This is a genomic window from Rubripirellula tenax, from assembly GCF_007860125.1.
GTDB classification, from domain to species: domain Bacteria; phylum Planctomycetota; class Planctomycetia; order Pirellulales; family Pirellulaceae; genus Rubripirellula; species Rubripirellula tenax.
Map to the genome: position 1 here is coordinate 22259 of NZ_SJPW01000004.1, position 19144 is coordinate 41402.

Sequence of the window (19144 nt, forward strand, 5' to 3'; positions counted from 1 at the left end):
CTGTCGTGAATGCAAATTTTCTGGAAGGCCGTTTCGCCGTCACTCCCAGAGGTACTCGATCACGATTTCTTGGGTCTGCTGTGGGACAAGCTTCAACGGCAGATAAAGCAAATCTCCGTCAGCGATTTTGGGCGTCTGCCCTGAAACAACCTTGATCGTGAGACCTTTGCCGATTCGATAACCATCGCCAGTTTCCTTTTCGACCCTGCCACTTTGGGCTAGACGAAACCGAAGCTGGGCGAGTTCTTCGGGCGACGTCAACGAGACTCGCCGTCGCAATTGAATCTGGCCCGTTGTGTCGTCTTTGAACTCACGGAAGTAGTCTTCAACATCAATCGATCCGAATGCATATCGCATCGTTGGTCGCCGCTGCTTGTCGAGAAAATAGCCCTTGAATTGATGTGTAGACGGTCGGCGATTGTCCGTTATTATCGGTTTCGTCGCATCGATCAATTCAGGCCCCTTGGCCAATTGGATGGCCGGCCCCATCGGGCGAACATCGCCGCTGCCTTGTCCATACCACGCCGCTGCTGGGTCGACGAATTCACCTTTCCAAATCGTGGCCAGTCGCATTTGCTGTGCGTCGTAAGCCAAGTTCACTCCGCCCGGATAGCCAACGCCAATACCACGCTTGCCAATTTCCGGATACTGTCGCCGCAGCACTCTAGCTTCATCGGCAACAACAATTTCCAACGGCTCTTTGATGACACCCGCCGGAGCCCTGGCTTGCCGGCCTTCCAACAGGTATTGCCAGATCGATTCGACTTGGTCTTCGGGATCGCCAGCAATATCCGACCGGAGCGCGACCCCACCGGGCCAGTACGAAGGCATGACAGTGTTGGGGCTGAACTTTTGCGGAGCCAACATGTATTGGTAGAACCAATCTTTCTTGAGCCGCTGGGCCATCTCCGTCAGATCGACCGCAGGCATCGTGTCCGACAATTTGTACTGGTACGTGTGGCAGGCAGCACAGTTAAGCCCCTGATCGCCAACCAAATTCAGCCCAGTTTTGCGGCTCTCATTCAGATCGTGGGCGGTAGCGAACTTCGTTTCGGAGAGTTGGTCGGCTGCTTGAAACAGTTCCACTAAATGCTCGATGTTCTTCTCACCATACTTCGGCATTCGAGTTTTCATGTACGGTCGTATTGATCGTCCATTCACCAGGACATCCCGCATCCATTTCGGATTCAACTTGGCGCCAACCCCGGTTAGCGGTGGCGGGATTCTTCCCTGTTCGCCAAGATTCAGGTTGGTGGTTTGAAAGTGTTCATGGCGTTCCTCACTGACTCCGCCAAGGTTGTCGCGACTATGACAGGCAGTGCATCGCAACGACGCCAATGTGAAGTCGATCGTTTGCTGAGAATCCAACACACCGATTCCGTTGCTGAGTGCTGCCCTGATGTTTTTTGTCTCAACTTCGGAAAGACCAAAGTCAGGCCAATTGCCTGGTTCATTCGACAGACAACCCTTGCTGTTGTGTACGTCTGATAGTTTCACGAAACGGTCTGACGCGCTGTTTGAGTCGACAATACCAGCGTGGCATTCTGCGCAATTGAGTTTCGCGAAGAGTTGCTGCCCTTTGTTGGCAAGCTTTGCGTCAACGGCCCACGGTTTACCCATGACGGCGGTTAACATTTCGTCATTTTGAAGCAAGTAGCTGGCAAGAACGCTCGCTTCGCGATGAGTCAACTGCATGTTCGGCATCCGACCCGAAGGCCGCGCTGAGTGCGGATCTTCCAGGAATGCGACGAGGGCTTGTGAACTGTATTTTGTTCGTAGTTCTCCCATCGGAACGGAATCCATTCGAACCGAATCACTGCGCGGTTGCTCAACAGCGTCTTCGTCACGCGGCGAATGGCAGGCAACACATCCGACGCTGTGGAAAAGGCTGCGACCACTTTCAATTGAATCGTGATCAACCTCTGCTGCTTCTTCAGGCACGCGCGCGCCCGAGATCGACAACAGGAAGTGAACGATGGCTTCGGCGGCCTCGGTTCGTCCCGCCTGATCGATCTGCCCCATCAGCGAGGGCATGTTGGTTCCCGGTTTGGTTTGATGGGGATCCGAAATGAACCGAGCCAAGTATTGTGGACTTAGTCGTTGTGCGGACCACTTGAGGTTGGGGCCTTGATGCGCGACCGGTAAGGATTCCATCAACGACGATTCATGGCATGCTGCGCAGTTGCGTGCTTGGATCAGCACCAGGCCCTTCATTTCAGATGTAAGTTCTCGCACCGGAGCGGCTTGAACTTGAGTTGTTGCTTTGGCCGACCCGCGTTCTTTGACGTCGATGACGTATCGCAACAGATCCAGAAATTGCTGCCGACCGGACAATTGATCCGCCAGTCCGCTGGGCATGACGGAGACTCTGCCAGGAATCGTCTGCTCGATGTTCGCTTGTGGGACCCTGTATAGCTTGTCGATATTCTGGGTGTCGCGCAGTACGACCATGTTGTCATCCTGACTGACGACAAGGCCACTGATCACACGACCGCCCGCCGTCAGCACGTTCAAAGTTTCAAAGCCCTTTGAAATCGATTTGGAAGGATCCAGAATCGATTCAACCAGAGAGGCGTCAGCGACGTCTTTTCCTAGTTTGCCAAGGATCGGGGCAAGGCGATCCTTCTCAGACGCCGACTGATGGCACTTGGCGCAGTTAATATTTCCCTGATGAAAGAGAATGGCGCCGCGAACGATGTTCCCCGACTCACGTGCTTCAACGACCAGTTGTTCGGGAGGTTCCTGTTGCAATTGCTGCGTCAGCGTCAGCGGATTTGTCTGTGCCTCGGCGCATCGCAGCACAGAACTGAACACGATCGCGACAATGACGAGTCGATAACAACACCCCAATTTACTTAGCATCGAGCGGGAAACGAATGTACGATGGGCACTCTTGCCCGTCGCTAACATCTTGGGCAAGAGTGCCCGAGTTGCGACAGTTGTTTTCCGCTCAATCCTTGTTCTCCAGTACGACATCTCTGAACATATCCCTTTCGGATCAATCCGCATTTTCATCATAGTATTTGATGAACTTACAAAGCCCGTCGCACACCCTGCCCGCTGTTTCCTCGGTGTTCACACTCGCCGAATGGATTGCGTCTTGATTGTTATCTGGTCGAAAAATCCGGTGCATCGAATTGTTGACGCAGCCTGACAAACTCTGCCTCAAGCTTTTCTCGTGCTTGGCGATACTCTGGATCTGCATGGACGCTCTTCATTTCCAACGGATCCCGCTGAAGATCGAACATGTTCCACTCGCCGGTCTGCGGAATGTAGAACAACTTGTGTGTCTGCGTCCGCACACCGAAGTGCTGCGGGACCGCGTGCTCTCCCAACTCGTAATACGCGTAATAGAGAGAGCGACGCCACTGAGTGGGCTGCCCACGAAGCAACGGGACAAGCGATCTTCCCTGCACATCGTCTGGAATGTCGAGCCCTGCGACTTCAAGAAACGTCGGTGCGTAGTCGATGTTTTGGATCAGATCGTGGGGTTTCGATTGCGGCTGGATTACACCGGGCCAACGAACCAGAAATGGCATGCGAAATGACTCTTCAAACATCCATCGCTTGTCGTACCATCCGTGTTCACCAAGAAAAAAGCCTTGGTCGGACGAATAGATCACGATCGTGTTCTTGGCGAGATCATTATCATCAAGGTAAGCCAGCATGCGTCCCACGCTTTCGTCAACCGCTTTGACGGTGCTCAAGTAGTTTCGCATGTAGCGACGATACTTCCAACGCACGACATCGCGTTGGCTGAGTTTGCCTGATTTGAAATCGGTTAAGAACTGCTGGTTCCTTGGCCCGAAGTGGGCGTCCCATTCCTTCTTTTGTGCGTCGGTCATTCGGTTGTACTCAGGCGTCCCGTACCGATCCGGTCCGGGCAATTCCACGTCACCACGTTCGTCCTTTCGGATTTTTGCGTCGTATGCCCAATCGAAGTGCCGATCAATCTCCATTTCATTCGTCGCCAACGTTGTACTTCGATTCGCGTAGTCATCGAACAGCGTCGGAGGTTCGGGAATTGCGACATCATCGAATGAACCCAGATGCCGAAGCGCGGGGGCAAAGGTACGGTGCGGCGCTTTGTGTTGGCACATTAAGAAAAAGGGTTTCGACGCGTCGCGTGCATCCAACCACGCCACTGCCTTATCCGTTGTCACGTCCGTCGCGTAACCCTCGGATCGTGTTTGCGTCCCATCCATGTGCATGAACATCGGGTTGTAGTAATTGCCTTGACCAGGCAGCACTTCCCAATGGTCGAAGCCAACCGGATCAGAATTCAAATGCCACTTGCCAATCACAGCCGTGTTGTAGCCGCCTTTATGCAGTTCCTTGGCAACGGTCCACTGACTGGAATCAAAGTTGTTCCCGTTGCGCATGAATCCATTTTTGTGGCTGTGCTTGCCCGTCAAAATGTTGGCTCTGGATGGACCGCAGATCGAATTCGCACAAAACGAACTCAGGAAAACGGCCCCCTCGTTGGCGATTCGATCGATGTTGGGTGTGGGTGCAACTTCAGCGAGCGGACCCCCGTAGGCAGAAATCGCATTGACCGCATGATCATCCGAGAACAAGAACAGAATGTTTGGCCGATCATCCGCTTCGGTCGACAAAGCCAGGGGGCCCAACGCGACGACCAGAAGTAGAAATATGCGAAGAGGCATCGAGGATTCTTGGTGAGAGGGTCGATTATGCTGTCGCCGACCGGGCTCGGCGACGACCCGTCCAATCGAGAAATGGTTGAGCGGGAATTTGATCGGTGGATTATAGCTTCGCACGACAGGCTAACGTAACTGAACAACCTTCGAGAAACGTCCCTGAGTCCCTGAGATAATCAAGGATTTGCCTTCGCACGCTCCTCGCATTCGGCTAGAGCATGTGAGGGAACCGACGTTTATCGATCGACGAAACCTTCAACATCATCCACGACCACCTTCGGGCGTTCGTCTGCGTCGCGAACCGTCATCTGGACATTCTTAAATTCAATATTCTTTGCATGACGGATGTAAGCACCCCAAGCCGGCAGCACACCAAAGAAGAACTGCTCCGGATAGCGATCGATGTCTTCGGGAACGGTTCGACGTGCATCTTCTTTCGTTCCGTTTCCTGGGTAAGAGATCTTAATGTTTTCCAAGACAACGTTCTCGACAAAGTGGCCGGGGATGCCCGTGATCATGATCGGCCCGGCTTTCGACTTCTCGTTATCCGTCACGCCTGGGGTAGTATCCACTTTGAGATTTTTATAGACCGCCTCAGCGGCTTTCGCTCGATCCTCGATGATGACCTCGGCCACCACATCGCTGACTCGGATGTTTTTCAGTGTCCCGACCGTAGCGCTGCCTTGTTCTTCGCCAAAGGTGCTGCCCCGATTTCCCAAACGCATGAAGAGGGGACAGCCCACGTCTTTCATTGTGATTCTTGAGATATCGACATTTTCTAGGCGTCCGCCGTCTACTGATTGCAGCTTGATAGCGCCCATAGGGCAGTCATGAAAATAGCAGTTGGTCACCGTTACATCGATGAACCCGCCGCGCGACGACGACCCAAGCTTCAACGCGGCCGTGTTGCTGTCCATCCGGCATCCACGCACGACAATGTTTCGGCAGGGGTTCTTTGAACTCTTCAAGCAGATCGCGTCGTCTCCGGTGCTGAGATCACAGTTCTCGATCAGCACATTCTCACATCCGTCCAGATCAAGTCCGTCATTGTTAAAGTTGTTATTACGGAATCGCACGGTAACGGCACTGAAGTGAACGTTCGTGCAATCGATCAAGTGCAGCCCCCAAAAGGCTGGGCGTGTGTAGGTGACCCCTGAAAAGGCGAGATCATCACAGCTTTCCAAACGCATCAGCCGTGGCCGGATGCCAGAGTTTTTACCGCCCTTCCGGTTCCGTGGAAAATGCTGGTGAGTGCCCCTGCCATCGATGACGCCAAGTCCTTCGATGGTGATGTTCTTTGCGTTTTCAGCGTAGATCAAGCAATGGGCATCGCCCTCTCGCGGCCTGCTGAGGCTCTCGGTTGGGTAGTCAGCCACATCGGTGCTACCAAGCAAACGAGCGCCGTAGTCGAGCGAGAGGGTGATATTGCTTTTCAAAACGATCGTGCCGATTTGAAAATCGCCAGCAGGCACCCGAACGACGCCGCCTCCGGCATCGTGACAGGCATCGATGGTCTTTTGCACCGCTGCCGTCTCAATGGCTACGCCGTCGCCGACCGCGCCAAAGCTCTTGATACTAAAGACCCTGTTGGCGGCCGATTCGTCGCGGTCTGCAAACGTGTTTTGGGTGCCAACAACACATGACAAAACGACCCCGACCAGAATCAAGTTACCGATTCGCATGGCAGGCGATTGATGATGGATCCGTGTTCCCAATGGATTCTGCTTTTGGATTGTCGGTTTCGGAACGAGGTTCAATACTCACACGATGAAGTGAAGCCGAAATGAACGGTATTCGGCAACGAAGCGTTTTCGTTTCGCTATGCATTATCGCAGTGCGTTACCGCTCCTGCGGATCCGCAAGGTTGATTTTTCGTTGATCCGTGCCGGTCGTGTGTACGTCACCGAGTTCCACTCGGATTGTTTCGGCTTGCTTTTGCAAGCGAGCGACGACCTCTGGATATCGATCCGCGACGTTGTGTTTCTCGCTAACGTCGTTGTCGATATCAAAAAGTCGTCGTTCTTTTAGCGTCACGAAACCTCTGCCCTTCAAGGGTTTCTTGGACCAAAAAGGTTGGTCCTTGGCGGTGCGAGGCAGATGCAGCTTCCAGTTGCCTTCGCGGACCGCCTGCAGATTCGTGCCGTTGTAGTAGTAAAGAAACTTGTGCGGCGTTGCGGTCTCTTTGCCTTGCAGAATGGGAAGGATGTTGTGTCCGTCGATCTTACGATCACTCGGTTTCTTCACGCGGGCCAGTTCGCAAAAAAGCGGCAGTAAATCCATGCTGGCCAGCGTGACGTCAGACACTTGATTGGGCGCAATCTTTCCCGGCCATCGAAAGATTGCGGGCACGCGATGTCCACCTTCCATTGTGCAGTACTTGCCACCGTTCAAACCGCCCGTTGAACCAGCCGTGGTCGGCCCATTGTCGGAAGTGAAGACCACCAGCGTGTTGTCGTCGAGGCCAGCATCGCGGATCGCTTGCATGATGCGCCCCGTACTGTGATCCAGTTCATTGATGAAGTCGCCATACTTTCCCTTTTTTGATGTGCCGACGAAGTCTTTACTGGGCAACAGTGGGGAATGCACGATGTGGTGCGAAACATAGATAAAGAACGGACTCTCTTTTTGTCGCTTGATAAAGCTGACGACTTCATCGGTATATCGCTTTGTCAATTCTTCGCACGGGACCTTCAACTGTTCGACCTGTTTGCCGCGATACAGCGTGTTGTAGTTTGGCCCGCGGGACTTTGCGTAGTTGCTGGGGATGCCGAGGTATTCATCGAAGCCGGCATCGATCGGATGGGAACCTTCGACCTCCATCCCCAAATGCCACTTGCCCACCATCAACGAGCGATAGCCGGCGGGCTTGAGCAGTTCGGGGATGGTGATCTCTTCGGATGTGAGTCCGTAGTGATTGTATTTCGGATCTGATTCGTGTCGCGCGACTGGCATTCCGCATCGCATCGGGTAGCGACCGGTCAGGAGCGAGGCTCGCGAGGGACTGCACACATTGGCGGGAACGAAAAAATCTGTGCTGCGAAATCCTTCCGCCGCCAGCGCATCAAGATGCGGAGTGTCGGCACCCGTCGGGCCGTAGCAACGAATGTCACCGAATCCGAGATCGTCGGCGAAGATAACGACGATGTTCGGCGGTCGCTCCGCGGCACTCACGAATGAGCATGCGAGGAATACTAGAACCAGGCTTTGTCCCCAAACAGACGGTCTTCGCGCGGGATGGGCTTCAACGGCCGCGGGAGGCCGGCGCACATGGTCACTGACCGAAGTCATGTGTTTCTTTTCATTTTGAAAGTGGTTTCGGATTTTCAACGAAAGCGGCCGGCCGGCTGTTGTCGGCAATGTCGTTAGCAAACGCTTGCAGGTGCGCGCTGAGTTTCTGCGTGACTTCCGGATTCGATTCGATGACATTTTTCTTCTCGCCGATATCATTTTTCAAGTCATAGAGCTGTGCGGGCTTTCCTTTGTTTACATGAAGTTTCCATTTCCCAGACCGCACCGCCTGCAACTTGTTTCCGCCGTGATAGAAGAACGCTTTGTGCGGTGTTTGGGCGTCGCCGATGAGCGTCGGCCAGATGTCTTTGCCATCAATGACCCGATCGGTGGGGATTGCTGCGCCGGCCAGCTTCGCGAAAGTCGGCAGCAAATCCATCGTCGTCATGAGTTCATCGTTCGGTTTGCCTGACGGAATCTTTCCCGGCCAACGGACGACGGTGGGCTCGCGCATTCCACCCTCGAAAGTGGTCCCCTTGTTGCCTCGCAGTGGGCCGGCGTTGGCAAAGAGGGACTTCTTCGGGGGGCCATTGTCGGACGTGAAAAGGACGAATGTGTTTTCGTCGAGTCCGCTGGCCTTGAGAGTGTCGAGGATCGTCCCGACGGACCAGTCGATTTCGGCAATGGCTTGACGGTAAATCTCGTCCCGCGTCTTGTAGTCGATATTGCCATCCTCTGCTTTGAGCGTCGCCACAATGTCGTCGGAGACGCCTTCCATGAATGGCGGCGAAACGTGAAGCGGCGCATGGGGAATGGGATGCGGGACGTAAAGAAAGAAAGGCTCGTCTTTGTGTCTCTCGATGAATGAGACCGCGTGCTCGGTAATTCGCTTTGTCAGATAATCGGCGTCGGGATCCATCTCGATGACCTGCTCATTTTCCAGCAGCGCCAGCGGCGGGAACTTGTAGTGATCCTGGCGTGGATGAAACGGATGAATGTCGTGACTGAACGGAATCCCAAAGAATTCATCGAACCCTTGTCGCGTCGGCAGAAACTCCGGCTGATCCCCGAGATGCCACTTACCGAACATCCCCGTTTTGTAACCCGCAGTCTTCAGAACTTCGGCGATCGTCACTTCATCCGGATTCAATCCCTTCCGGTCTCCGGCCAGCAGCACTCCGAAGTTAGACCCCATCGCCATGCCGATTCGCTTCGGATAGCAGCCGGTCATCAAAGCGGCGCGAGACGGAGTGCAGACCGGGGCGGCAACATAGAAACTGGTCAGCTTCATTCCTTCCGCCGCCATCTGATCAATGCGCGGTGTGCTAACGTGTTTGCCGCCGAAGCAACTGAGGTCTCCGTAGCCCTGATCGTCCGTGAAGATGACGACGAAATTTGGCGAGCGCGTCGGCGCATCGATGGCCTCGCCCCTGCTTGCCGAGTCTTTCTTCGGTGCCGGCTTACCCTTCCTGGGAACGCGTTTCGGTTTCGGCGGCGCGTAACGGGCAAGCAACTCGCTCATCTCCTTGACCACTTCGGGAAATTCGTTGTACAGGTTGCGAGTTTGGTTCACATCCGCTTCGAGATCGTACAACTGAGCGGGCGGCGCGTCCTTCTTGATCCGGCCGTCCTCGATATCGCTGTTCACGCTTCCGACGAACGATGCACAGACGGGTCCGCCGGCAGCATGCACCCCCGGTTTGCCATTGAATCCTCCCTCGCCTTGAGCACCGATATAGACCCACCTCCCGTTGCGAACGGTAAGGTGAGTGGGTTTATGGGGAGAAACAACCAGGGTGTCTCGCAACGGAGATTCTGGTTCACCCATCATTGCAGGCAGAACATTCACACTGTCGGCAATCTGCTCTTGGCTCAAGGTCTGCTCTGTTAGTGCGGCAAAGGTGGCCAACATATCCACGCTACTGATCAACTGCGTTGAAGTGGTGCCCGGCTGTATGTGCCCGGGCCAACGAGCGATGAACGGTACACGATGCCCACCTTCCCAAGCACCAAACTTAAACCCCAGCAAGTCACCGTTGCCCCGGTGGCCCAATCGGAAGGCTTCTTGGCCGCCGCGATTGAACATCCCGCCGTTATCACTGGTGAAAAGGACCAGCGTATTGTCCGCGACACCTTTCTCTTTCAGCGTCTCCATGACCTCGCCAACGATCCAATCTAACTCGTGGACGAAGTCACCATACAGGCCGCACTGACTGGTCCCCTGAAACCGCCGAGCCGGCGTGAACGGATGATGGATGTTGGTCGTGGAGAGGTAGAGAAAAAAAGGTTTGTCCGACTGCTCACGAATCCATTGAGTTGACCGCTCGGCCAACGTCGTCCCCAAGGTGAAGTCGTTGTAGAGCTTATGTGCCGCAGCGGCGCCGCTAAAGTAGTTGGGAACTCGCTGGCCGTGCTCGTCGGTCAGCGGGGTGATCGCAGTGGCCTTGTCGGTCGGCTTGCGGCCCAAATAGACAAGCGGGTCGTTCGAGTCGCGAGCAAAGACACGATCATTTTCCACAAAGACGTACGGCGGCGCGCTGTTGACCAGCGGCACGCCAAAGAAATAATCGAAACCGAGATCCAGGGGGCCTGGCCGCAACGGTTGCTTCCAGTCGTTCGTCTTCGTGCCGAATCCCAGATGCCATTTTCCGAAAGCCGCCGTGCTGTAACCGCTGTTCTTGAACACATCGGCGATGGTCAGTTTTTCGGCATCAACAAGCAGCGGCGACGTGATCGGCGCGGGACCCCAAATGTTCTTGCGCACCGGATACTCGCCCGTCAGCAGGCCGTAGCGTGACGGGGTGCAGACCGCCGACGCCGAATGCGCATCCGTGAACCGGCGACCTTCGGCCGCAAGCTGATCGATGTTGGGTGTTTGCAGCTTCGTCGCGCCATAGCAACCAAGGTCGCCGTAGCCGAGATCATCGGCAAAGATGAGCACGACATTGGGAGGACTCGGGTTTGCCGAGGCCGGCGGGGCCGGCGGGGCCGACCAAGCCAATCCTGATGAGCATCCCATCACATACGATGCCAGCGCGAATACAAAAACACAGGGTTGGAACTTCATTGTCATCGTGCTCTACGCGAGGTGAATGTTTTGGAGTGAGTGGAAGCTAAGTGCCCGAAAAAAACGAGCAACTGTTTACGGCTGAGCTTCATTTGACCAAGTTACTGACGTCTGGCGGGGACGTGGTCGGTCGGGTAGTCCCTTCGTTCCAAAAAACGAAACGATCGCCGCGTTGGGTTGATAATTCGAGCTGGCCTTCATGCTGGTGCGACGCGGTGGGGTTCGAAACCGCAAACCAGCGGAACTTATTCATCGGCAAGGCTACCGTGACGTCGCCGCCACGGGTCGAAACAATCGACACGCATTGGCACTGGCCGCCGTGGAGTTCCCCGCTGACCAGGAAACCGCCTTCGCCACGGAAGTTTGCAAAGCGTACGTCGGGCCACGCAGTTGGGACGGCCGGAAAAACGGCCAAGCGACCACCGTGACTTTGCAGAACCATTTCCTGCATGGCCGTCGCCCCATGTAGCGGCGTTTCCATCACCGGCAGACCGATCTCGGAATAAAATGTGTTGGGTTTTAAATACGGTCGCAATTGATTGAGATACTCAAGGGCCTGGTCGCCATCGCCAAGCAGCGATGCCATGCACGAACCGGCGGTGTGCGAGTAACCTGCGATGCCGCGCCCGAACGAACGCCAATGCTTCAAGCTCCGCTCGATCAAGTCGCGGTCCTGTTGCAAATCCGGCGTCAGGGTGCGAAGCGGATAAATCGCCATCAAGTGCGACCAATGTCGATGCCCGCCGGTCAACCAAACATCGCCACCAACGGCGCGTCCGGTGTCATTGCTCTGCACAGTGACAAGGTTGTCTCGCAAATCTCGCCAAACTGCCACCAGCGGTTTGTCGGATTCGTTCAAACCTTTCTCGTCGGCAAGTTCCAGCAAGCGACCGATTCCCCAGTGCAACAAATCCAAATCGTACGTACAGTCACTCGCGAGTCGGTACTCGGGACTGTACGTCTTGGGCAGATGCCAGCGATCATCGTGGCCGAGCTGGAGAAAATGTCGATAGTAGTTGACCGCACGCACCAGCAGCGGAAACAGAGTCTCGTCTCGAACGGTCGTATCGTTCCAGTAACGATATTCGAGATCGACGTTGTGCAGTGCCCACAACAGATTGCCGCATTCGGCACCAATCCGTGGGTCCATCCCGACGCGACCACCGGGCTCGCCCACATGAGCGATCAAGTCCCATCCCGACGACGAACGGCCGAGGGCTGACGAATCCATGCGATAGGCTTCCGCGACGTTAAGTCGAAGGTTGCCTTGGTTTCGGTTGAGTTGATAGCGGAGCGCCGACACCGCGCCGCGGCGATTCGCGGTCAGCCCGCCCAGATGCGATAGCTGCGCGTTGAGGTTCCACCATGTTGCGTTCCAAGCCGTCGGCTGAAGCCAGGGACCTTGGTTATCGATGATCCATCCTTCGTCACGCGTGGCGCATCCGAGCTTGTATTGCTGGATCCAATAGAAACGATCCCAAAACGGGTCGCCGGTTTCCAGGAAACTCTGTTGGTAGTAGCGATGCCACCAATGTTCATGCTGGGCGATCCAATCGACAAGGTCCGCCTCGCGAGCTCGGCGCACTGCGGCGATCGCATCTTTCGCCGCTGACCGATCGGGAAAGCTATGTTGCACGCTTAGCCACAGCCGCGTTCGTTGGCCTTTCGATTCGACGAACCAAGCCACCCCGGTTTGTCCGCCCGCAATCAAGTCCTGAACTGCGACATGAACACCATCGTCACGAACCAAAGTCTTGACCTCGGGATGTGGCGGCGTCCGAGGCGTCTTTGCACGGACGGCGCGAGGATTACGAGGGACTTCGGGAACGTATTCAAACCGCGCTTCCGATAGCTCGCCCGTCGTGTTCAGCTCACAAAAAATGACGGGTTCTTTGGCGTGAACGATTGCTTTCCAGGTTGCCTGTCCATGGGGCGAACGCAGAGTCCCAGACGCCTCGGCATTCCATAACGAGACACGTGTTTCCCCGCCAGTCAAATCCGCGGGCAAGTTCAACGTCAAGTGTCCAATGAAATGCCGACCTCGGTTGAGAACCTCGACATGCTTTTCCGACAGATCGTCCTGTTCCCATGGTCGATGGTCGTGCGCGGCCGAACAACCCACATCGAAACGAAGCGTACGGGGGCCCGTTTGATAGACCAGCGTGCCCTGTTCACCGTTTCCAGCGAAGGGTGCCGCGTCCCAACGATCCGGTATGGTTGCAGTTATTAAATCGTGCGAGGAAAGAAACGTTGGCCAGTCGACCGTCCGCCAATTCTGGTCCGCCAACGCGACGCGTGGCGTTGCCAAACCGACACAGCACGCATAGACGCTGAGCAGGCACAGCAACAATGCGAGTTTCTGTCTCATAGAGTCTTCATTTTAAACATGAGCAAACGATGGCGTTCGTCGGGATCGCTCGATGGCCGAAGTCGAACTTCGGATCGGTTGTGAATTTATCGAACGATGCGGCAATACAAGCACGACCCAGGAGTGATGCATTTTAATCCGACAACTCGGATCGTTTGCATCAAAGTCGCCGCGACACAGCGATGCCAATTCGTCTCCACCATAACCGAACCCGGTGCGCCTCATTTGGATTCTTCGACTGTCGATTCTTGCTTGCGGGAGACAGCAGCAAGCGGCCTGACGTGCAAATCGCAACGCCATGTTTGCGCAAATCGTTATCTGGGTGTCGCAAAAGCCGTCAGGCAATCGTGGTTTTTCACTGGGGTCTCGCAGATTGCCGCTCACTATGGAGCCCTCGGGGGATAGACTCGGACGCGGGTAAGAATGTAGCTGGGCGTCATCCACGATTTCTTTTTTGAAACTGAGTCTCGACCAAAGCAAGCTTGGTTACTTACCCACACCGGTTCGAGGTTCGAAATAAATTTTGTTTTCGCTTTCAGGAGCACCGAAATGAAGAACAGATTGAAGCGTGAGGGATTCACCCTCGTCGAACTTCTCGTCGTCATCGCGATCATCGGCGTGTTGGTAGGGCTGCTATTGCCCGCGGTCCAAGCGGCGCGTGAAGCCGCACGTCGGATGAGTTGCAGCAACAACTTCAAGCAACTTGGGCTGGCAATTCACAACTATCATTCTGCCTACAAGCGATTGCCAATGCACCAAGGTGGGACGCATGGGGTGGGATCGTGGCGTGCAGACAATGGTAATAACCAATTGGACCTGTCTAGCTTGGTGGGAATGACGCCGTTCATGGAGCAGCAGGCGCTTTGGGAGCAGATCAGCAATCCGTATTCGGTGACGGAAGGAACGGCTGGTTTGGGCAATATCTACAACCCGATGGGACCATGGCCAGGTCGACCTCTCAACTCAGGGGCCAATGCCAACGGCGGTTTCTATGGTCCGTGGATGGCCAACATCCCAACGCTTCGTTGCCCGAGTGACCCAGGCCAAGGCCTACCTGCCCAAGGACGTACAAACTATGGCCCGTGTCTAGGTGATTCGTTGGACACCACCTGGGGCGGTTATCGGATTCGAAACACGGGCGCTCAGCAGACTGGCGGTAACCCGTTGTACTACGTTCGCGTCAGGGCTTCTCAGCGAGGCTTCTTCAAGAATCAGCGATTCATCCGTTTTCGAGATGTACTTGATGGACTCTCCAACACCATTGCCATGGGAGAGATCGTCACTGACCTAGGTGACCGAGATGTTCGTACCCATTCGGCTGACGGTGCAAACAACCTGTTGGGCCTGAACGGCAATACCTCGTGTGAACAGTTTAGAGATCCTCTGCGTCCAAGGTTTTGGAGCACGACGGCTCCCCTGGTTGGAAACGCCGAGCAACGACGGGGATTCAAATGGGCTTACGGTGGTCCAATCAACCAGCAAGTTAACACCATTTTGCCACCCAATTCTGTCCTCTGCATCAACAACACGAACATCGTTTCCATTGCCATCGCAAGCGCGTCTAGCCGCCATCAAGGCGGAGCGCACATCTTGATGGGTGATGGTGCTGTGAAATTTATCACTGACTCCATCGAAGCCGGCGACCCAAATCGCGGACAAGTTGGTGCGCATCCGGCGCACAATGATCCGCTGTCCGTGCCCGGTGCGGCAAGTCCCTATGGGTTATGGGGTGCACTGGGCACCGCAGCCACCAGTGAAGTTATTGATGAGGAGATCTGATCAATGAAAACGTTCAACGGATTCAAAATAGTTGCCGGGCTCGCCTTGGCAGTTGGCCTGTGTTTCGTTTCCGGATGCGGAAGTTCTGAGCCTGAATTTTCGGCAAGCAGTTCTGAAGTAGAAGCTTTTTTACAAGCGAATCCCGAATCGGCAAATGCGGATATGGAGCCGCCGCCGGACCCAGAAATGTAGGGCCTCTTGCTCATAGCGAGCGAGGTCTCCTGAACTGCAAATCGCAGTTGACGAGGGCCACAACTTCTGTGCTCCTCGCAACTGCGTTATTGCGGGAATGAGTTTGATTGCGATGTTGGCAAACGCTACTTCTTCTGAAACGAATAGCGGACCGTGCCGTCAGGTGCGTGATGATTGAACGTGACTACGGGCTCACCTGTTTCTCGTGATACATTCACGGAAAGGAAGCCGCCAAGGATTTTCAGATACTTGTGGTATTCATTGCGAAACTCTTCGCTGTAGCCGCTTGCGTGCTTGTCTGAACTTGGACCGCAAGAGAACTCCGTGGCCCCTGTCGTTGGATCAACGGAGTGATACTGCCAATGGCGATCACCGCAAATGACAAAGGCGTTTTCCTGGCTACCAAGGAATTCACGTATCTGATTGCCTTCAAATGCAAACTCTTTGTTCGCGTGATTGTCATTCTTCCCTTTGCGATCAGGACCGACGACCGGAGTCGGACTGATGAGCACGCGAAAGGTTGCGTCTGATTCGGCGAAGCTCTTAAAGAACCACTCTTTCTGCTGGGCGCCCCAGATGGACGGCTCTTGATCCGGCCCCTCGGGATGGACGTCCCGGAAATCGCGGCCTTCCATCATCCACACTTGCAAGTCTTTGCCCCATCGAACCGTCTTGTAGGGTCGAGTGCGTGGAAACTGTTCTTCAAAAATGGCAATCCCTTCGTCCCAGGTCAGGGTTCCATAGACATCGTCGGGGTCACAGTCATCCATTAGAGTATCATGATCATCCTTGATGAAGTAGCTGCTAACGTTGTTGTGAAAGCTTCGAATGTACGGCATTGAAAACAGGCGATTCATTTTGTAACGGGCAAGTTCCTTGCTCAGGGCATAAGGATCATCTCGGTCGTAGTATTCAATGTCTCCCGTGTGAACAAAGAAGTGCGGATCGATCTTCTTGAGCATCGTTTCGTAAATGACATGACCATTCTCCGCGTCGTCACGGCGGGGATAGTCGCCGCAGGTTACGACAACGAAATCGATGTCCTGAACATCATCTGCCTTGGGCGCTGTTCGAAAGCCGCCGTCGACCGCGACGGTGCTGCTTGCGTCCTTTCCTTCCGCTTCCAAAACGTAATCCGTATTTGCCGATAGTCCCGTCAGCGAAAATTGACGTGTAAAATCCTTCTGCGAATCCACACGCATCCAGTCTGTGACGGTCTTGTTTCCACGCTGTCCCTTTGGCCAATATCGCAGACGCACCTCTCCGTCAGCCCCAGGCACGCTTCCTTCCATATCCGCGAGCGTCTTTCCGGGTGGAAACTGATGGCTTCCGTCTGCCCGCGCCGGCTCTTCTTTCGTGGGGTTTGTTGTTTTAAGAAACTTGGTGCCCGAGCGTGTTCGTTCGGGCTGTGCCGTCAATCGCGTCCAGACTTTCGCAGTATCGCTGGTCACATCCCCGATCTTCATTCCGTTCGCCATGAAGACGTCTGCGTGAAGAGGGTATGCAGCCGTGATCAAAGTACAAAAGGCAAGCAAGCGTTTGATGCTCATGAGACGGTATCCGCTGGACGAATGAAGGAAATGGTGAGACTTTCAAGATCGCAATGCTTACTTTTTCTTCCGCGGAACTTTGTCGATGGCTTTCTCAACAAGCCAGATGTTCCGGAACTTTACTGGCGATCCATGCTCTTGCAATACGATGGGCGAGAGCGGTTCTTCCGGATAGGCCGCGTACTTGTTTCTGCGTAGCGACAGTTTGAAGTTGTCGTGGATCAGTTTGCCGTTGAGCCGCACGGTGACACGGGCCGCGTCGCTCTCGTTTGCAAAGCCAGCCGCGCCAATTCGAGCGGCTTGAAAATCCAAATCGATCGTCTGCCATTCGCCCGGTGCCAGAGCTGCGTTCACGCTGGGAGCACGGATTTGATAGATAGCGCCACAGTCGGTCAGCCCGGCCCGGTCCTTCGGTGTGGGGTTGAGAATTTGCAGTTCATATAACGGCCCAAAGAAGACGCCACTATTGCCTTGGCCGCCATCACGCGGCAACTGGAACTCCAAATGAAGGTGGTAGTCGCCGAATTTTTCCTTCGTGCAAATGAACTGCTTCCGTTTCTTGCCTCGGAATTCAAAAACGATCTCCATCGCGTTCTCGTCGACCAGTTTCCATTGAACCTCTTTTTGGTCGGCTTTGGGATTGATCGCCTGGAACGAAAACGGTTCCCAGGCATCGAAGTTCGATCCATCGAACAGCACCACCGCCCCAGCGGGCGCGGCGAGACCGAGTGTCGATGCGCCCGACGACTCTTGCGCATTCGTCGGAACGGCAAAGAACAGGACACTCGTTATGCAAACCCAAACGGAATGTAAAAAATCGCGGCGAGGAAGCAGATAGCATCGAAGTTTGTTTAGTTGGTTCATGCGTTTCTCGATTCAATCATGGGGCGTTCTTGGAGCGCTGAGCCACTCATCAAGCTGCGCCGCTAACGAAGCGACCAGTTCTGTGTGGTCATCCAACACATTTCGGTTTTCGTTCGGGTCGGATTCAACATCGAACAACTCCACCGGCTTTCCGCTTAAAGCGAGCATCTTCCATTTGCCTCGCATGACGACTTCGGTCGCATATGGCTTTGGCTTTGGGTAGTGCCGTTGAATGTTTCTATACAAATCGAGTTGCCAAAACACGGTCCCCCTTGTTTCGACAGTCGGTGGACGTTCGCCCTTCATGTGAGGCAACAAGCTCAGTCCATCGATTGGCAAGTCGCTCGGCAGTTCGATTCCGGCCGCATCGCAGACCGTGGGCAACAGATCATTGGTGTGCCCAAAAGTATCTGATGCCTGACCGGCCGGGATCGCTGCTGGCCAACGCACCAAAAACGGAACGCGAAGTCCGCCGTCATGCAAGTCGGTCTTACCGCCCTTTAGATCGCCAATGAATCCTTCAAAGGCGGCTCCATTGTCGCTGGTGAATAGGACAAGTGTATTGTCCGCGATTTCCAGGTCATCGAGCTTGCCCAGGATCTGGCCGACTTTGGCGTCCATGTGCTGCACCATCGATCGAAAGCGATGCTGATCTTCACTGATGCCGTCCACCGCGGTGCCCGACCAATGGGGCTCGGGCGCGGGTTCGTAGGGCTTGTGCGGCACGAGCCACCACATATTGATAAAGAACGGTTGGGGGTCCGCCGAGAACTTTTCGATCAACTCGATCGCAAAATCGCCATTGGCATCGGTCAAGTGCTTTGAATAGTACGGATCACCTTCGCCAACATGCTGGTCGTTGCGAAGCAGCACCGTTCCGCCTTGGCGAAAGAGAGTTTGCTCACGACCCATGCGGCCGCGAATCGGCTGTTGTTCGATCTGAGTTTGATAAAACTCGAAGCCGTGCTGGCGGGGGCCGGGCTGGTCTTCCAGTCGCTTGCCGTCGGCGTCGACATGCAAACCGCCTAAGTGCCATTTGCCGACGTGGCCGGTGTGGTAGCCGGCACCCTTCAGGATTTCGGCAACCGTCGTCGCCGATTCCGGGAGCCATCGATTCACGTCGTTGAAGTGCTTTGTGATTCCGAATCGCAGTGGATATCGACCGGTCAATATCGATGCCCGCGTGGGCGTGCACACCGCCGAACCAGCGTAGAACCGCGTAAACTTCTGTCCTTCCTTGGCAAGCCGATCAAGGTTCGGTGTATTGACGGCAGGACTGCCGAAGCATGAAAGGTCTCGATAACCCAGGTCGTCGGCCAACAACAAAATGATATTGGGACTCTCCCCTGCGTTTACCAAGCCCGTCGTGCCGTTGAACACGAAAACGAAGACCAGAAACTTCGTGATTGAGTGTATCGTCGAGCCCATCGTAGAC

General features: G+C 54.8%; 11 protein-coding genes. 2 read left to right on the top strand and 9 right to left on the bottom strand.

What is annotated here, in order from left to right; all coding sequences use genetic code 11:
• Nucleotides 1-39: 39 nt before the first annotated feature.
• The 6 genes from Poly51_RS14585 to Poly51_RS14610 form a co-directional block, all read right to left on the bottom strand.
• The gene (locus tag Poly51_RS14585) at nt 40-2862 is read right to left on the bottom strand and encodes a c-type cytochrome (RefSeq protein WP_186775567.1); all 2823 of its coding nucleotides are present in this window, start codon (nt 2860-2862) and stop codon (nt 40-42) included.
• A gap of 245 nt (nt 2863-3107) precedes the next feature.
• The gene (locus tag Poly51_RS14590; RefSeq protein ID WP_146458557.1) at nt 3108-4667 is read right to left on the bottom strand and encodes a sulfatase family protein; all 1560 of its coding nucleotides are present in this window, start codon (nt 4665-4667) and stop codon (nt 3108-3110) included.
• A 230-nt stretch (nt 4668-4897) separates the two neighbouring features.
• On the bottom strand, nt 4898-6343 hold the full coding sequence (locus Poly51_RS14595; protein WP_146458558.1) for a glycoside hydrolase family 28 protein: 1446 nt from the start codon (nt 6341-6343) through the stop codon (nt 4898-4900).
• 157 nt (nt 6344-6500) lie between these two features.
• Nucleotides 6501-7832, bottom strand: a complete 1332-nt coding sequence (locus tag Poly51_RS14600) for a sulfatase family protein (protein ID WP_390621786.1) — start codon at nt 7830-7832, stop codon at nt 6501-6503.
• A gap of 127 nt (nt 7833-7959) precedes the next feature.
• Nucleotides 7960-10962 (bottom strand): sulfatase-like hydrolase/transferase, encoded by a 3003-nt coding sequence (locus tag Poly51_RS14605; protein WP_246114515.1) that lies wholly within the window; start codon nt 10960-10962, stop codon nt 7960-7962.
• A gap of 82 nt (nt 10963-11044) precedes the next feature.
• Nucleotides 11045-13324: a glycosyl hydrolase family 95 catalytic domain-containing protein gene (locus tag Poly51_RS14610; RefSeq protein ID WP_246114516.1), complete on the bottom strand. Its 2280-nt coding sequence runs from the start codon at nt 13322-13324 to the stop codon at nt 11045-11047.
• Nucleotides 13325-13873: 549 nt separating this feature from the next.
• On the opposite strand from Poly51_RS14610, the gene Poly51_RS14615 reads away from it, so the two are divergent.
• Complete coding sequence (locus tag Poly51_RS14615) at nt 13874-15103, top strand: DUF1559 domain-containing protein (protein WP_146458560.1); 1230 nt, start codon at nt 13874-13876, stop codon at nt 15101-15103.
• A gap of 3 nt (nt 15104-15106) precedes the next feature.
• A complete protein-coding gene (locus tag Poly51_RS14620; RefSeq protein WP_146458561.1) occupies nt 15107-15295 on the top strand; it encodes a hypothetical protein in 189 nt (62 codons plus the stop codon).
• A gap of 125 nt (nt 15296-15420) precedes the next feature.
• Here the strand turns inward: Poly51_RS14620 and Poly51_RS14625 are convergent, their stop codons facing one another.
• Genes Poly51_RS14625 through Poly51_RS14635 form a run of 3 tightly spaced genes read right to left on the bottom strand, consistent with a single transcriptional unit; the run spans nt 15421 to nt 19137 of the window.
• A complete protein-coding gene (locus tag Poly51_RS14625; protein WP_246114517.1) occupies nt 15421-16845 on the bottom strand; it encodes an alkaline phosphatase D family protein in 1425 nt (474 codons plus the stop codon).
• Between the two features lie 57 nt (nt 16846-16902).
• The gene (locus tag Poly51_RS14630) at nt 16903-17709 is read right to left on the bottom strand and encodes a 3-keto-disaccharide hydrolase (RefSeq protein ID WP_146458562.1); all 807 of its coding nucleotides are present in this window, start codon (nt 17707-17709) and stop codon (nt 16903-16905) included.
• Between the two features lie 12 nt (nt 17710-17721).
• Nucleotides 17722-19137: a sulfatase family protein gene (locus tag Poly51_RS14635; protein ID WP_146458563.1), complete on the bottom strand. Its 1416-nt coding sequence runs from the start codon at nt 19135-19137 to the stop codon at nt 17722-17724.
• Nucleotides 19138-19144: the final 7 nt, after the last annotated feature.

What these genes read in the sequence shown, in the direction of transcription:
- Poly51_RS14585 (WP_186775567.1), bottom strand. Translation starts at nt 2,862, where the DNA reads ATGCTAAGTAAATTGGGGTGTTGTTATCGACTCGTCATTGTCGCGATC.
- Poly51_RS14590 (WP_146458557.1), bottom strand. Translation starts at nt 4,667, where the DNA reads ATGCCTCTTCGCATATTTCTACTTCTGGTCGTCGCGTTGGGCCCCCTG.
- Poly51_RS14595 (WP_146458558.1), bottom strand. Translation starts at nt 6,343, where the DNA reads ATGCGAATCGGTAACTTGATTCTGGTCGGGGTCGTTTTGTCATGTGTT.
- Poly51_RS14605 (WP_246114515.1), bottom strand. Translation starts at nt 10,962, where the DNA reads ATGACAATGAAGTTCCAACCCTGTGTTTTTGTATTCGCGCTGGCATCG.
- Poly51_RS14610 (WP_246114516.1), bottom strand. Translation starts at nt 13,324, where the DNA reads ATGAGACAGAAACTCGCATTGTTGCTGTGCCTGCTCAGCGTCTATGCG.
- Poly51_RS14615 (WP_146458560.1), top strand. Translation starts at nt 13,874, where the DNA reads ATGAAGAACAGATTGAAGCGTGAGGGATTCACCCTCGTCGAACTTCTC.
- Poly51_RS14620 (WP_146458561.1), top strand. Translation starts at nt 15,107, where the DNA reads ATGAAAACGTTCAACGGATTCAAAATAGTTGCCGGGCTCGCCTTGGCA.
- Poly51_RS14625 (WP_246114517.1), bottom strand. Translation starts at nt 16,845, where the DNA reads ATGAGCATCAAACGCTTGCTTGCCTTTTGTACTTTGATCACGGCTGCA.
- Poly51_RS14630 (WP_146458562.1), bottom strand. Translation starts at nt 17,709, where the DNA reads ATGAACCAACTAAACAAACTTCGATGCTATCTGCTTCCTCGCCGCGAT.
- Poly51_RS14635 (WP_146458563.1), bottom strand. Translation starts at nt 19,137, where the DNA reads ATGGGCTCGACGATACACTCAATCACGAAGTTTCTGGTCTTCGTTTTC.